We start from the raw sequence: 16,071 nt of genomic DNA, 5'->3' as shown, positions 1-16,071 counted from the left end.
GACGAAGCACGGCAGGCAACCTCGACAAGCTCGCGGCACCTTTTTATGAATGAGTTCATGCGGCAACGCAGCAGGCGCGATGCGACATCATGTGCCACCCCTGCGCTTGAGGTTGGACCATGAAGTTCATGTTGTTGATCTACATCGACCCGCAACTGCTGCAGACCTTGCCTGCCGATGACTACGACACCCTGATGCGTGGCTGCCTGCAGCACGCCGATGCTCTGCAGGCACAAGGGACACTGCTGATGTCGCAACGTCTGCAGCCCGCAGCCAGCGCACAGACATTGCGCAATCGCCAAGGCGAGTCACGGATCATCGATGGCCCGTTCGCGGAAACCCGCGAAGTTCTGGCCGGCTTCAACCTGATCGAAGCGGCAGACGCCGATGACGCCATGCGCATCGCCAGGCAATTCCCTTGGGCGGCTTACGGCAGCATCGAGGTGCGGGCGGTGGATGATCTGGACGCTGAGAGAAGTCGCCTGCGTATGTGACTTCCCAGCCGAGCGCCCCAAGCAATGGGGGCACTGCTTCAGCCAAAAGTGGGGGCAGCGTGCCAATTCACCGGACCCACTACCATTGCACCTTGACACTTAACATGCTGATTTTTAATACAAATTAAATTTTTTACGGAAAGTTTAATGAATGGCTATTAACTTTCACACGTAACTGGCGTTATCTTTCGTTCACCTGGCATTTAGGTATCCAACTTGATGCCTGCCAGCGAACACCCTTTTCGGAGAGAGAGATGACCCATCGCAAGACCATTCAACGGGCTGCTTTGAGCGCTGCCCTGACCCTGTGCCTCGCTGGCGGCGCCTATGCGCAGAGCACCACCGGTAGCATCTACGGCACGGTTCCATCGGCCGAAGCGGGTACCACCGTCCAGGTCACCAACAATTCCGGCTTCTCGCGCACGGTGACGGTGGGGGCTGACGGCCGCTACAGCATCAGCTCCCTGCCGATCGGCAGCTACAAGATCAACGTGCAGCGAGACGGCCAGGTCATCGGCACACGCGACGTGTCGGTAATCGTCGGCGCAGGTACGGATGCCTCGTTCGCCAGCAGTGGCGGCAGCGCATCCACGCTGGAGACCGTCAATGTCACCGCTACCGCTGCGGCAGCCATCGATCTCACCGCCGTGGATACACGCACGGTGATTACCGCCGAGCAGCTCAAGCGCCTGCCGATCGGCCGTACCGCTGAAGCTATCGCCATGTTGGCGCCAGGCGCCGTTGGCGGCGCCGGCGGCTATGCCGCATTGGCCAACCTGGTCTCCTTCGGCGGTGCCGGCGCATCGGAAAATGCGTATTACATCAACGGTTACTTCACCGGCGAGCCGCTTTCCAACCTGGGTGGCTCGGGCCTGCCGTTCGTCGCGGTTGCCCAGCAGGAAACCTACACCGGCGGCTACAGCGCCAAGTATGGTCGCTCCGATGGTGGCGTGATCAACCAGGTCGGCAAGAGCGGCACCAATGAGTGGCAGTTTGGCGGACAGATCGATTGGGCGCCGAAGTCCCTGCGCTCGCGCCGTGATGACCTGTACCTGCCTGACATTGATCTATCGCAATACAACTCCAATCCCAACCTGCCGTCGACCTGCGGTACCGCCAAGAACGAAAAGTGCGAATGGGGCTACTCCGATCCGGACCTGGCAGGTACCAAGTACCAAAGTGGCAAGGGCGTGGAATTCGGCTCTAGCCGCTACAGCGGCTACGTAGGTGGCCCGATCGTGCAGGACAAGCTGTTCTTCTTTGCCGGCGGTGAGTGGTACAAGACCGATTCGGTGACCAACCCGAACACCTTGGGCAACCCTCGCAGCATCCATGCCGAGGACGACAACTCCAAGTACTACGTCAAGATCAACTGGAACATCAACGACAACAACCTGTTGGAAGCAACGTGGTTCCAGCAGAACGATGACTACAGCGGCAACTACCGAGCGTATGACCTGGGCAGCTTCACTGAAGGTGCAAAGCTCGCCACCGTACCCACCCCGATCATCAAGGAAACCGATTATCGAGTCCTGAAGTACACCAGCTTCCTGACCGACAACCTGACCTTGAATGCCACGTACGGCACCAGCGATTTCACCAACCGTCAGGTCAACCCGAGCATCCTGCCAAATACGCCCTATATCGCTGGTTCAGCGTTCCAGAACCCTGCAGCCAACGGCGGCAAAGAGGTGAAGAACATCCAGGGTGGCTATCAGTCCATTGATGCGAAGGACAAGACACGCGGTCTGCGTGCCGACCTGGAATGGGTGGTGGGCGACCACACCCTCAGCCTGGGCGTGGACAACATCAAGTTCGAGGCCAAGAACGAAGGCACCTCGCAGGTTGCCGACTACTGGGAATACCGGAAGGCCAGCAGCGGGTCCACCAACATCTCGCCATCGCTGGGCGTAGGTGCACCCGGCGGTGACGGCTACTACGTGCGTCAGCTGAAGTACTTCAACAACACCAGCATGTCGCTTGACCAGAAGGCCTGGTATCTGGAAGACCGCTGGAAGGTGACCGAGAACCTGCTGCTCTCGATCGGCCTTCGTAACGATGAATTCACCAACAAGAACGACGCTGGCCAGGCCTACATGGATGCCAAGGACCAGTGGGCTCCGCGCCTGGGTTTCAGCTGGGACGTAATGGGTGATGCCTCGCTGAAGGTGTTCGGCAACGCCGGCCGCTACTTCCTGGCAATGCCCAACAACGTTGCAATCCGCGGCGCATCGGCTTCTACCTATACCTACCAGTACTACACCTACAGCGGGATCGATGCCAGCGGCCTGCCCACCGGCCTTGACGAGATTGGCGGCCTCAACGGCGCACCCGCACCGGGCCCGGTATCGTCCAATGGTGAATATGGCGTGCCGATTGATGTGCTGGCCTTTGCACCGAAGGACATGAAAAACATGTACCAGGATGAGTACATCCTGGGCTTCGAGAAGACCTGGGGTGCCGACTGGGTTTACGGTGCAAAGTTCACCTACCGCGACCTGAAGTCGTCCATCGACGACATCTGCGACAGCGGCAAGATCGTCGACAAGCTCATTGCCAACAAGATCGATCCGGATTCGGTTGAAGTAGCAAGCTGCTACATGTTCAACCCGGGCGGCACCAACACCTTCAGCCTGAAGAACGTCAATGGTTCCGGCCGCACCGAAATCAAGATGAACGGCTCCGACTGGGGCTTCGATGAGGGCGTCAAGCGCACCTACAAGGCGATCGACCTGTACCTGGAGCATCCGTTCGACGGCAAGTGGGAAGGCCGCGTGAACTACACCTACAGCAAGAGCGAGGGCAACAACGAAGGCCAGGTGAAGTCGGAGTTCGGCCAGACCAACATCTCCAAGACCCAGGATTGGGATGCTGCCGAGATGATGCGCTTCGCAAATGGCTACTTGGCCAACGATCGCCGCCATCAGCTGAAGATGTTCGGCAGCTATGCCATCACCCCGGAATGGATGGTGGGTGGCAACATCCGCGTGATGTCCGGCTCACCGATCAGCTGCCTTGGCTACTACAACCCGGACGGTGGCATCAACGAAGGCACTTCGGCCGGCGATCCGATCGGCTATGGCGCCGCTTACCACACCTGCCTGGGCAGCATTGCCAAGCCGGGTGCACGCCGTAATCCCTGGACCAAGAACATCGATCTGGCAGTGACGTACCGTCCGTCCTATTTCGACGACAAGGTCACTTTCAGCGTGCAGGTGTTCAACGCCCTGAATGACCAGAAGGTGACCCAGGTGGATGTGACTTCGGAAGAAGACGCGTACACCGTGTCCAACACCTACATGGTGCCGATCGCCCGTCAGACCCCGCGTTACGTGATGTTCTCTGCCACGTACGACTTCTAAGAAACACGCTTTTGGGAAAACCGAAGCGGTCCCTCAACGGGGCCGCTTCTCCACGAACAGTTGCTCCACCGTGCAACACCCGTAGTGCAGCCCAGATATCCGATGGGTTGCGCTCAACGACTGGCATCGTCGCTGACGTCACCGGGTTCAAGCAGCCGGATCCGGTGTCGGTGGGTACTGGCTGCCACTGATACCGATCCTGACGAGCGGGGCTTCTTGAAGCCTCTGTGGTGCTGCCAACAAACCAGATTGCTCTCTGACACGTGATTGACCCCGGCCTCGGCCGGGTTTTTTTTGCCCCCCTCGGCGACGGCGCGAGCATGTGAGAGCCTCGAAAATGAACAGGGGCAAACTCTCAGCAAACTAATTATCCTGTTATTTATCAGTTACTTGAAATCCGTTTCATCTGAGATTGTAAATTGCGTGCAACTGAAATTAAGATTTCGTTCAGCTGTAACGAAAACTACATTTCCGTGCAGCGCGGTTGCAACAGCAGTTTGCTAAATCAATGAAACAAGGAAATTTGATGACCCGCAGCACCAATGTCACCCGGCTCAAGCGCACCGCGCTGGCCATCGTCCTCACCTCGGTCATCGGCGCCGCCGCTGCCCAGAGCACCACCGGCTCCCTGTTCGGCAACGCCCCATCCGCCGCCGGCGCCACCATCACCGTCCAGAACGAGTCCGGCCTCAAGCGCAGCGTTCCGGTTGATGCCAATGGCCGCTACAACCTCGGCTCGCTGCCGGTGGGCAAGTACTCCATCAGCCTGGAGCGCGATGGTCAGGTCATCGACAAGCGCGAGAACGTACTGTTGCGCGTTGGCGCGGGTACTGAAGTCTCTTTCGGCAGCGAAGGTGCAACCACATTGGATGCGGTGACGGTTACCGCTGCCAGCATGCCCAAGATCGACGTCAGCAACACCGTCTCCAAGTCCGTCATTACCTCCGAGCAGCTCGACGTCCTGCCTTTGGGCCGCTCGGCCGAAGCCATCGCACTGCTCGCTCCGGGCGTGGTGAGTGGCAGCGGCTTCTTCACCAACGGCTCGCGTTCGGTGCTGTCGTTTGGCGGCTCCAGCGTCACCGAGAATGCGTACTATCTCAACGGCTTCAACACATCCAATCCGTTGAGCAACATCGGTGGTGTCAGTCTGCCGTATGGCTCGATCGACCAGCAGGAAACCTATACCGGCGGCTATAGCGCGCGCTACGGTCGTTCCACCGGCGGCGTGATCAATCAGCTTGGCAAGCGCGGTACCAACGAATGGCACTTCGGCTTCCAGACCACCTGGGCACCGGACTCACTCGCCGCCTCGCCGCGTGACATCTGGTACCCGAGCGCAGCGCTGGGGCCGGATTACGTCTACTCCAATCCGAAAAAGCCAGGCACGCTGTACCGTTCTCGCAACAATGACACTGCTACCCGCACCACGGTAAGCGGTTATGTCAGTGGACCGTTGATCGAAGACCGTTTGTTCGTCCACTTGGCCGCCGAAACGGACAAGAAGGATGGCGTGTCCACCAACAGCATTGCCTCCAGTACGCAGGCACGCGACAACTACACCATCGACACCCCGAAGTTCTACGGCAAGATCGACTGGAACATCACCGACGACCACACCCTGGAATACACCCGCATCCAGAACACCGACCGCACCAGCGGTTACTACACTGCCTTCGACTATGAAACGTTGAACGAAGGCGGGCGCACTGGCTCGTTCTCCGACACGACCAAGATCAAGGACGACTACGACATCTTCAAGTACACCGGCTATCTGACCGATGACTTGACCCTGAGCGCCGTCTGGGGCCGCAGCAAGCAGAGCAACCTGCAGTACAACCCCGGCGAATCGAACAACCCCTACCTCAGCGGCGTGACCCTGCAGGATCCGAAGATCACCGGCGGCAAGCCGATCCGCAACGACCAGGCCAGCCGTGACACCAAGGCTGACAATGCCGGCAGCACCACCCGTGGACTGCGCGTGGATCTGGAGTACCGCTTGGGCGATCACCAGCTCAGGGCTGGTATCGACAACATGTACTACAACGCCAAGAACGAAGGCCAGAAAATCACCGGCCCCGGCTACGCGTGGTACTACTCGAGCATCGCCCCGGACAAGTCGCCCAGCCCGGGCTTCAACATCACTCCCCCGGGTGGTGACGGCTACTTTGCCTACAAGTACGTCCTCGCCACCACCACCAGCATGTCGGTCGAACAGAAGGCCTACTTCCTGGAAGACAACTGGCAGGTCACCCCGAACCTGCTGCTGACCCTTGGCGTGCGCAACGACAAGTTCACCAACTACAACAGCTCTGCCGTTGCCTACGTGGAGAGCGGCGACCAGTGGGCACCGCGTCTGGGCGCCAGCTGGGACGTGTTCGGTGATTCCTCGCTGAAGGTATTTGCCAACCTGGGCCGTTATTACCTGGCGTTGCCGAACAGTGTCGCCATCCGTGGCGCGTCGGCATCCACCTTCACCCGCGAGTACTTCACCTATACCGGCATTGATGCCAACGGCGTCCCGACCGGGCTGAAGGAGCTTGGCCCGGGTCCGGTGTCCTCCAATGGCGAGTACGGCGTGACCCCCGACCCGGCTGGTGTCGCACCGACCGACCTGAAGTCGCAGTACCAGGATGAACTGATCTTTGGCTTTGAAAGGACCATCGGGCAATCCTGGAACAGCGGCGCCAAGGTCACCTATCGTCGCCTGCAGACCGCGATCGATGACATCTGCGACCCGGACCTGATGGAAGCCAAGCTCAAGTCGATGAATGTCGACACGAGCGGCCTGGAAATCCCGGGCTGCGTGATCTTCAATCCGGGCAAGACCAATACCTTCCTGGCCAAGCATGTGGATGGTTCCGGCTATACGTCCTTCACCATGAACGGCCAGGACTGGGGCTATGGCAGCACCAAGGCCAAGCGTGACTATGTCGCGGTCGACCTGTTCCTTGAGCATCCGATGACCGACAAATGGTACGGCCGCCTGGATTACACCTGGTCGCGCAACTTCGGTAACACCGAAGGCCAGGTGAAGTCGGATATCGGTCAGGACGACGTATCGAAGACCCAGGACTGGGACGCAGCGGCACTGATGGAGTATGCAGGTGGCTACATGGCCAACGATCGCCGCCACCAGTTGAAGGGCTTCGGTGCGTACCAGTTCAACGACGAATGGACCGCATCCGCCACCGTCCGCATCATGTCGGGCATGCCCAAGACCTGCCTGGGCTTCTACGGCAGCGACCACAGCGAGCCGGTGGCTGGCTACGGCGCGTCCTTCCACTACTGTGACGGCAAGCCGTCGAGCCCGGGTGACGCTGGTCGCCAGCCGTGGACCAAGCAGCTGGACCTGGGCGTGATCTATCGTCCGAGCTTCGCTGACCACAAGCTGGCATTGGGGCTGGATGTATTCAACGTGCTGAACGAACTGAAGCAGGTGCAGTCCGACGCGCGCTTCGAGGCCAACCCGTACACCGTATCCAACACCTACGGTATGGGCACCTACTACACCACACCGCGTTCGGTACGCCTGACCGCGTCTTACGACTTCTGATCAGACGCTAAGCAACAACGCAATCTCCCTGTAATGAAGTACTTGAAACCCCGGCCCAGCGCCGGGGTTTTTTTATATTCATCGCACCTGCACTTGCAGCTCGCGCCCTGTAACCGCCTCATTGCCACTGAAGTCCTTGGCACTGATCCGAATGGTGTAGTTTCCCGGCTGCAACTCCATCGGCTGCAGCTCGCCGCTGGCCAACAAGCCATCACGCACGGTATTGGTCAGCACATAGCGGAAGCGGGTACTGCTGCTGCCATGCACGGTGATGCCGCTATCCGCCGCATAAGCGAGCTTCACCGCCTCGCGTTGCGGCGGCATGCGGTTGAAGATGATGTTCGTCCGCGGCTGCTCATAGCCGGGCAGCGCGCGGCCAGCGCCATCAAAAATCTGGTAACCCAGACTGTAGAGACCAAGCCGGCGTCGCGGCAGGTTGTTGTCGACCTGGTCCCAGGCTTCCACCACCAACTGCAGGCCACCGCCATCGCGTGGCACCTGCAAGCGGCCATCCACCTTCTCGGTCAGTCGCTGGTTGTTGCTATCGAGCAAGGCGATGTCGTCGATCTTCGGGGCGACATGATCGGCGTAGTTGGAGAAGCCAAGACGCACCGCATTACGTTCGTAGCCCGACGGCCCAACCGCCAGATGCACGTGCGCCTGATTGTTGATGCTGCCCAGTGCGTCACCCGGCTGGAAGCGCGTGCCACGACGTACGCGCACACGATCCAGCTGGCCGGCTTCGTCGTATACGAGCTGCATGCGCGCTGGATCCAGCGCGCGGTTGGAAGCATCGCGACCAACCTTCATGTGGATGTAATCGAGCTTGTCCAGCGACAGACCTTCCGCTTGGCCACCCAGCGTCCAGGTCGATGCAGGGCTGCTGACCTTGCCGCTGGCGACGGCCAGCACGGTCTGGCCCACATCACCACGCACATCAAAGCCGCTATGCAGATGATGGCGGCTCTCGCCGCTGAAGTTGCCGCGCACCTCACCCAGCGTGCCGGTCACTTCATGCCAGCCCAGCTGTGGTGCCAGCGGCCAACGGCCCTGGTTGGCGGGCAGCGGGTTGTCAGGCGAGGGGCCAAGCTGCGGTGGCACATCGGCCGTGATCGCAGTGCGCGGCAGCAAATGGTGGATGCGGTAAGCATCGGCATCGCTCAACAACAGGCTGCCATCCGGCGCCAGCGCCAGCCCCGCCGGACGCGCAAAGCGCTGTGCGTCGTTGCCCGCGACGGCCACCATATGGCCATGTGGCGACAGCTGCACCACGCGACCGCTCAGACGCTCGCCCACATAGACAACATCGTCATGGGTGATGGCCAAGGTCATCGGCCCCCACAACGCGCGTTCGGCATTGGGCGTGCCGACGCGGGTACTGACCAAACCGGTGCTGCTGACCGTACGCAGTGCGTTGTTCTGCAGGTCGGCGACCCAAAGATTGCCGTGGCTGTCGAACTTGAGGTCGGTTGGCGTATCAAGACGCGCCTGCGCGCCCTGCCCGTCTTCCCAGCCCGGCAGTGCGCCGCCGGCCAGGGTGCTGACCGTGCCGTCAGCAGCAATCACACGAATGCGATCATTCCAGGTATCGGCGACATAGACGCGGCCGTCCTCGCCCACCGCCACACCCATCGGCCCGTTGAAGCGCGCCTGCGCCCCGTTACCATCGGCGAATCCCGGCGTGCCATCACCGGCCAAGGTAGTAACCTGGCCCTGTGCGCTGACCCTGCGGATCGCATGGTTTCCGGTGTCGGCCACGTAAAGATTACCGTGCGCATCCAGGGCGATGCCCGACGGCGTATTGAACCTCGCCGCAGTGCCCGGCCCGTCGGCAAAGCCTTCAATGCCACCCGCCAGAATCTGGAAGGCGCCGTCCAGGCCACGATAGAGAATGCGGTTGTTGTCGCCGGCATCGGCAACGAACAACAGGCCACCGCCCATCACCAGCCCCCAGGGATCACTGAAGCGGGTCTGTGCGGCCTTGCCGGCGCTGTTGCCCGCCACGCCGTCACCGCCCAGCAGCTCGATCTGTGCCTGCCAGCCCAACGGCGTAGGCGGCGGACCAGCTGGCGCAGGCGTCTGCGGTGCCCAAACGAAGGTGGCAGCAAGCGCGGCGCCGGTCACGGCGATGACGGCAATTACCCAATGTTTGCGATCCATGTACACCCAACCAACTACGGACCCGGCACCATAGACGCTCACGGCCCGCGGCGAAACCGCCGAAAGCCCTGCATGGTGGAGAACCGTATGCATCTATATCTGCAAGAAGAGGCGATCCGCCTGCAGGCTGGGCAGAGCACGGATATCAGCCTGCCACTGTCACTGCCCTTGCTGCTGGAGGCGGGACTGCGGCACTTCCCGCCTACGGAGCAGGCAATGGAACAGGCCATCGCCAGCACCGAAGATGCCCTTATGCCATGGATTCCAGCCCTGCGCCTGGATTCGCTGGAAGTATTGGAGTGTGCCGATGCGGTGCTGGCTCCCCTGCCAGGCGTGCTGGGCTATCCACCGCAAGCGATCTGGGAGCTGGACATCGACGAAGTCGAGCGGGCATTCAACCAGCTGGCACAGGTGGCGGCGGGGATGCCGGCAAAGAGCCTGGATATCCCTGAGCGCCCGGATTTCGTGGCCGCGCTGGTGGTGGTTCGCGAGCTGATGCACCACGTTGGCTGGGAGCAGTTGCGGCTGCTTGAGATGGGGGTGGATGGGACTGGAGGCTAGCGCTGGAGCTGGAGCCAAAGCCAAAGCACGCCTCCCCAACCCTCCCCTGCTGCGCAAGGGAGGGAGCTCAAGCCGAAGCAGCGGCACTGCACGATCGGCCCCCTCCCTTTGCCGCAGGCAAGGGGAGGGCTGGGGAGGGGTGCTTTGGCTCCGCTTTTGTCTTCCTCAATCCCGAAAGGCCCGACTACAACGCCGGCCGCTCCGGCCCAGTCCCCATCGCCTCGCGATAGCGCCCATACAAGGCCAGCACCTTGTCCACGTATTGCCGGGTCTCCGCATAGGGTGGCACCCCGCCATAACGCGCCACCACCCCAATCCCTGCGTTGTACGCCGCTGCCGCAAGCGTCCGGTCACCGTTGTAGCGATGCAGCAGCGACTTCATGTAACGCGCGCCGCCATTGATGGACTGCGCTGGCGACAAGGGATCGCTCACCCCGTATTCGGTCGCGGTCTCCGGCATCAACTGCATCACGCCCTGCGCGCCCTTGGGTGACACCGCTTTCTCATCGAACGCACTTTCGGCATGGGCGACCGCACGCAACCATGCATCGTCCACGCCGGTGGCCTTGGCTGCAGCGCGGAATTGCGGGGCATGCCGATTCAACTGTGGCGTACCAACCCGGCCCAGACCTTCATGGGCCGGCTCGCCCGGCGGCGTGGCCACGGTGAAACGCAGATAAGGCGTTGAGCCCGGCAGGTTGCGGGTGGAATAGACAAGTTTGCCGTCCTGCTCGCGCTCGTACAGGGTGCCGCTGAACACACCGAAGTTGCCCCATAGATTGGGCGTCTGCACCGCATTGTCGTCGACCTCGATGGCCTTGCAACTGGAGCCTGGCTCGGGCGCGGTAGCCATGCTGACCGTGCCCTTCTGCACGCAGCGGTACACCGTGCGCGCCTGCAACGGCGCACACAGCCCGTACAACAGCAGCAACAGCATAAGCGCAGCCACGCGCGGCATGGGGCCAGGTCCAATAGTGAGGAAGAAAACGATGCTGAGCCTGCCTGTTTGAACGGCAGGTGATGAAAAACCCGCCAATCGCGCCCAGAATGAATACCTGCTTTCCAGCCCTTTCCAGCGCCCATGACTGTGCCTCTGCTCGGCTTCGACAACCCTCGGTTCCATACCGGACGCAACACCAGCGTACGGCGAGGAGCTCGCTGGCATGGGGTGGCGTTGGCCTGTATCGAACTGGCTGAAGGCCGCCCGCTTGGCCCCTTGTCACTGCAGACCGAGCTGCGGGCTTTTGATGCACTGGATGAAGCCGATCTGCGCGATGAGCATGATCCTGGCTGTCGTACGCCTGCGGGACTACTGGCTGTGATGGAGCGCTTGTATCCCGGGTTTCGCCGCGATGAGTTGGTGACGCTGGTGCATTTCTGGGTGGAGTGAGAGCGCAGACCTGAGAGATGCGGAATAGATTGGCTTTTGGCTTTTGGCTTTTGGCTTTGAGCTTTGGCTTTGAGCTTTGGCTTTGAGCTTTGGCTTTGAGCTTTGGCTTTGAGCTTTGGCTCTGAGCTTTGGCTTTGAGCCATTCCCTTCTCCCGTTCACGGGAGAAGGTGGTGCGAAGCAGCGGATGAGGGGAGCTTTTGCTTTTGCCTCAACTAAAAACCAAAACCGCAAAAGCTCCCGCTGCACTCAGCGCTCCTGCGCCGCCCGCAGATGCCCGCCTACCGGCACCGAGAACGCACGCCCATCGACCACGTCCCAGTTGATCGACCAGGTCATCACCCCACGGAAATCCGGATGCGGCTGGCTCGGCTTCACCTCATCGCACTGCGTAGCCGTGGTCAGGCAATCGAAGGCCCGATTGATATCCGCCGGCGTCGCATAACCATTGCCAGCAGCGCGCAGGCCCGACGGCAACGCCAAGGCAACCTGATCGGCACGCAGCCCTGTAAATCGCCCCTTGCCACCGGCCAGATCAAAACCTTCGATCAGCATCTTGGCCGAGCCCACCATCATGTCCACGCTGCCGCCCGGGTACTTCTCAGCGCGATAAGGCGTGGGCAAGCCTCCGTTGTTGTAGAGCTGCACGTGCAGCAGATCCAGCTCCTCACGCAGGCCGTCGATCAGCGGCAGATAGGCGCCCCAGATACCTTCCATCGACACAAAGCCACCCTGCACATACGGGTGCTCGGGTGCCATCGATACATACAGGTTCGGGTACATGCCGTGCAGACGCTTCACCGCCGAGATCAGGTGCGGCGTAACCGGTGCACCGTGCACCACACCGGCAATCTTTTCCAAATCGACATCGATGCCATCGAAACCGTAGGTATTGATCGCATCAGCGGTGGTGCGGACGAAGTTGTCTTCATCACGCTGCGTGTTCAAGGTCACCGTGCCCAGCTCACCACCGAACGACAGCACCACGATCTTGCCCTGCGCGCGCTTGGCGGCGATGTCGGCGATCAGCTGCGTGCGATCCAATGCGCGATCCGGGTTGAACGCCACCTTGCCTTCGCCCTTGTCATCGGCGAAAGCCAGCACGATCACGTCCCAGCTCTCATCCACCTTGCCGACCGGCAACACGCCAATACCGTTGTCGAAGTTGTGCAGATAGCCAACCAGCGCATGCTTGGGTAGCGCATGGCTATGCCCGGGAGCGACGCCCACGCCTGCGGACGGCACCGGCACCGGCGTTGCCTGACAGCCAAATGTGGAAACAAGCGCAAGCGTGGAGAACAACAGACCGATCGACTTCATCGCAACACCAGAAAGGGAAGACGCCCGATTCTAGGCATGCAGAACCAGAAAAAAGCCATTTAAAGACAATAACTTAGGAAAGTCGTCCCGGATTGTCCCGGTTTGTCTGCGGCATGACGCACAGCCTGATCGATGGGCACTGGCAATGACGACAGCAAGGCTCGCCTCTGGCCCGCGATGACCACCGTTCAAGTGCACATTTTCATGCGCCGCTCGGCGTCCCATAGCGCCCGTCGGGCGAGGTCGTAAGCGCTGTCTGCTGCGCTGGGCAGGCTGTGCTCTGCCTCCAGGGGATCGGCACCATGATTGAAGCGGTACTCGACGCGCTGCAAGGCGTCCAGGTGCTGCTTCGCGATCCCCAGCCAGCGCTGCCGCTGCTCGCTGCTGCATCGTGGGTAGCGCTGTTCCAGCGCACCGATCGCGCTGCGGATGCGACGGCTGGCTTCACCCTTCATGTCCGGCGCTTTTTCGTAGCGGATGGGCGCCGCTTTATAGGCATCTCCGGTAGCTTCGCTACCAAGGTCGGAGCTGCGTTCATGCAGTCGCGGATTGAACGCGATATCTGGCGGACGGCGGGCTTCGGCAGCCTGGATATCCCGTCCATAGAGCGCGCGCTGCACACGCGACTGGCTGGTACCCGCGCTCTTTCCGGAGAACAGGCCGGCGGTTGCACGCTCGCCGACCCCGGTGGCCAGTTCATCACGGTGCTCGAACACCCGCTCCGCGTTGCTCTTCTGCGCTTCCGCCTTCACTGTGTCCGCAGCCAACAAAGCCTCTCCATCGGCACCATACAAACGCACGGCAGGAGGTTTGACCGGTGCGGGCAACGGCGGGGGAGCGGCAGCTGGAGCGGTATTGGAAGAAACGACAGGCAAGCTCGGCGGTGACGCTGGCGTTGCAAGGCTGGGGCTGGCCGGATCGGGTACGACTGGCGCGGGTGCTAGTGGCGGCGTTGCCGCCGACGCCAACCAACGCAACTGGGTGCGCGTCTCCTGACGGGTCTGCGTAAGCTCCGGCATCTGCAGCATCAGCCGGGCCAACGCCGACAACATGGCCAACGCTGCCATGCCGGCAGCCATCCGGATCCACAACGGTTCGCGTTCGGGGGAATAACGCATGCATTCCTTAAGGAAAACTGCGCAAAGGCCACCATTGACCATTTTGCGGTACGTTCCGATGGATCACTGACAAGCCAAACTGCCACAAGTTCACTCGGCCTGGCACGCCGGAGTAGGTGAACCTGTCACCGCGCTGGGCGATGATTCACCATCGTTCGCAGCAAAAGGAGCCGTACGTGAATACCGTTGCAGTACAGAACCTGGATGAAAGCATCGCCAAGCAGCTGTTCTTTGGCCATATCGCCGAAGATGTGTTGTTCCCTTACCCGCAGATCCGCGAGCGAGACCGCGAGATGCTGGGCGCGATGACCGATGCCATCGACCAGTTCCTGGCCGACAAGACCGCCGATCTGCGCCAGTACGACCGCGATGCCGAACAACCGCCGGAATTCCTCCAGGCGCTGCGTGACATGGGCCTATTCGGGCTGATCATCCCCGAGGAATTCGGCGGGCTGGAGCTGTCCAACGGTGCCTATGCGCGCGTGCTGGGCCAGACCAGCAGCCATGACAGCTCGGTGTCGCTGACCATCGGCGCGCACAGCTCGATCGGCATGAAGGGCTTGTTGCTGTTCGGCAATGACGAGCAGAAGCAGCGCTACCTGCCCAAGCTGGCCAGCGGCGAGATGATCGCCGCGTTCTGCCTGACCGAATCCGGCGCCGGCTCCGATGCGGCGGCCATCCGCACCAAGGCACAGCGCAACGATGACGGCAGCTGGACGCTGAGCGGTGAGAAGATCTGGATCACCAACGGTGGCATCGCCGACTTCTACACCGTGTTCGCGCGCACCGACACGCCCGAAGGCAAGGTCACCGCCTTCATCGTCGAAGCCGGCTGGGAAGGCGTCAGCCACGGCCCGCACGAGGACAAGATGGGCATTCGTGCCTCGTCCACCACCACCGTCGCCTTCAGCGATGTACGCGTGCCGGCGGCCAATGTACTGGGCCCGGTTGGCAAGGGCTTCAAGGTGGCGATGAACATCCTCAACAGCGGCCGCACCGGTCTGGGCGGTGGTGCGGTGGGCGGCATGCGTGCGTTGATCCGCATGGCCTGCGCCCAGGCCAATGAACGCAAGCAGTTCGGCCAGCCGATCGCCGAGTTCGGCCTGGTGCGCGAAAAAATCGCGCAGATGAGCGCCGACTGTTTCGCCGCCGAAAGCACGGTGTGGATGGTGGCGCACCTGATCGACAGCGGTCGCAGCGACTACTCGGTGGAAGCGGCGATGAGCAAGATCTTCGCCAGCGAGGCGGTCCAGCGCAGCTGCTATGAGGCCTTGCAGATCGCCGCCGGCAACGGCTTCATGCGTGAGCTTCCGTATGAGCAGATGACCCGTGACACGCGCATCCTGTCGATCTTCGAAGGCACCAACGAGATCCTGCGCCTGTACGTGGCATTGAACGGTTTGAAGGGCGTTGGCGCGACGCTGAGCGAATTGCAGAGCGCGGTTGGCGGCATCTTCAACGACCCGATCAAGGGCTTCGGCGTGCTCAGCGATTACGCTGGCCGCCGTGTGCGCGAGGCCACCGGCTACGGCACCGGCCGCATCCGCGCGCCACTCAATGATGCGCTGCGGCCATTGGCGCGCTTGTGCGAGAAGTACACGGTAGAACTGTCCAAGGCCTCGGACCGGCTGCTGCGCAAGCACGGCAAGAAGATCGCCGACCAGCAGCATGCGCAGAAGCGTGTGGCCGATATCGCCATCGACCTGTTTGTCGGCCTGTGCGTGTTGTCGCGCGTGGAGAGCCTGCTGCGGGCGGGACACCCGGCAGCCGACGACGCAGTGAAGATCGCCCGCCTGTTTGCCCGCCAGGCGCGCCGACGCATGGCGCGCAACGTACGCGGGCTGGAGCGCAACGAAGACGACATCGTCGAATCGCTGGCGGCATCGGTACTGGAGCGCGGCGGCTATGCCTGGGATGTGATGTAACCCGCGCTGTTTGTAGGAGCGGCGTAAGCCGCGAAGCCACTGCACCATCCGCCGAGAAAGTTTCTGCAATTGCAAACTCCCTGGCAACCGGCAAGTGCATCAGCTTCGCGGCTGATGCCGCTTCCACAACAGCATCACCTGCGGCCAACGCTTGTGGGAGCGGTGTAAACCGCGAAGCCACCGAACTACC

The 16,071-nt window shown here is 61.4% G+C and carries 10 protein-coding genes; 6 read left to right on the top strand and 4 right to left on the bottom strand.

Going from position 1 to position 16,071, the window contains the following annotated elements:
• Positions 1-119: 119 nt before the first annotated feature.
• From ACVOLR_RS03460 to ACVOLR_RS03450, 3 genes are all read left to right on the top strand, one after another.
• Positions 120-494: a YciI family protein gene (locus ACVOLR_RS03460; RefSeq protein ID WP_481535195.1), complete on the top strand. Its 375-nt coding sequence runs from the start codon at positions 120-122 to the stop codon at positions 492-494.
• A gap of 254 nt (positions 495-748) precedes the next feature.
• On the top strand, positions 749-3,856 hold the full coding sequence (locus ACVOLR_RS03455) for a TonB-dependent receptor (RefSeq protein WP_481535194.1): 3,108 nt from the start codon (positions 749-751) through the stop codon (positions 3,854-3,856).
• A 526-nt stretch (positions 3,857-4,382) separates the two neighbouring features.
• The gene (locus tag ACVOLR_RS03450) at positions 4,383-7,409 is read left to right on the top strand and encodes a TonB-dependent receptor (protein WP_481535193.1); all 3,027 of its coding nucleotides are present in this window, start codon (positions 4,383-4,385) and stop codon (positions 7,407-7,409) included.
• 78 nt (positions 7,410-7,487) lie between these two features.
• Here the strand turns inward: ACVOLR_RS03450 and ACVOLR_RS03445 are convergent, their stop codons facing one another.
• Positions 7,488-9,569 (bottom strand): gluconolaconase, encoded by a 2,082-nt coding sequence (locus ACVOLR_RS03445; RefSeq protein ID WP_481535192.1) that lies wholly within the window; start codon positions 9,567-9,569, stop codon positions 7,488-7,490.
• 87 nt (positions 9,570-9,656) lie between these two features.
• Between ACVOLR_RS03445 and ACVOLR_RS03440 the strand changes: the two genes are divergently transcribed.
• Positions 9,657-10,130, top strand: a complete 474-nt coding sequence (locus tag ACVOLR_RS03440) for a hypothetical protein (RefSeq protein WP_481535191.1) — start codon at positions 9,657-9,659, stop codon at positions 10,128-10,130.
• Between the two features lie 184 nt (positions 10,131-10,314).
• Here ACVOLR_RS03440 and ACVOLR_RS03435 read toward each other — a convergent pair whose 3' ends face one another.
• Positions 10,315-11,088 (bottom strand): lytic transglycosylase domain-containing protein, encoded by a 774-nt coding sequence (locus tag ACVOLR_RS03435; RefSeq protein WP_481535190.1) that lies wholly within the window; start codon positions 11,086-11,088, stop codon positions 10,315-10,317.
• A gap of 123 nt (positions 11,089-11,211) precedes the next feature.
• On the opposite strand from ACVOLR_RS03435, the gene ACVOLR_RS03430 reads away from it, so the two are divergent.
• The gene (locus ACVOLR_RS03430; protein ID WP_481535189.1) at positions 11,212-11,520 is read left to right on the top strand and encodes an ASCH domain-containing protein; all 309 of its coding nucleotides are present in this window, start codon (positions 11,212-11,214) and stop codon (positions 11,518-11,520) included.
• A gap of 247 nt (positions 11,521-11,767) precedes the next feature.
• On the opposite strand, the gene ACVOLR_RS03425 is transcribed toward ACVOLR_RS03430, so the two are convergent.
• Together ACVOLR_RS03425 and ACVOLR_RS03420 are read right to left on the bottom strand one after the other, a co-directional pair.
• Positions 11,768-12,838: a chitinase gene (locus ACVOLR_RS03425; protein ID WP_481535188.1), complete on the bottom strand. Its 1,071-nt coding sequence runs from the start codon at positions 12,836-12,838 to the stop codon at positions 11,768-11,770.
• Between the two features lie 188 nt (positions 12,839-13,026).
• The gene (locus ACVOLR_RS03420; protein ID WP_481535187.1) at positions 13,027-13,956 is read right to left on the bottom strand and encodes a hypothetical protein; all 930 of its coding nucleotides are present in this window, start codon (positions 13,954-13,956) and stop codon (positions 13,027-13,029) included.
• Between the two features lie 176 nt (positions 13,957-14,132).
• Here ACVOLR_RS03420 and ACVOLR_RS03415 point away from each other — a divergent pair, with 176 nt between their 5' ends.
• The gene (locus tag ACVOLR_RS03415) at positions 14,133-15,881 is read left to right on the top strand and encodes an acyl-CoA dehydrogenase family protein (protein WP_481535186.1); all 1,749 of its coding nucleotides are present in this window, start codon (positions 14,133-14,135) and stop codon (positions 15,879-15,881) included.
• Positions 15,882-16,071: the final 190 nt, after the last annotated feature.

It is taken from the genome of Stenotrophomonas sp. STEN030, from assembly GCF_056759995.1.
The sequence above is the reverse complement of the archived record's forward strand: the minus strand, read 5'-3'. Positions and strand labels throughout refer to the sequence as shown.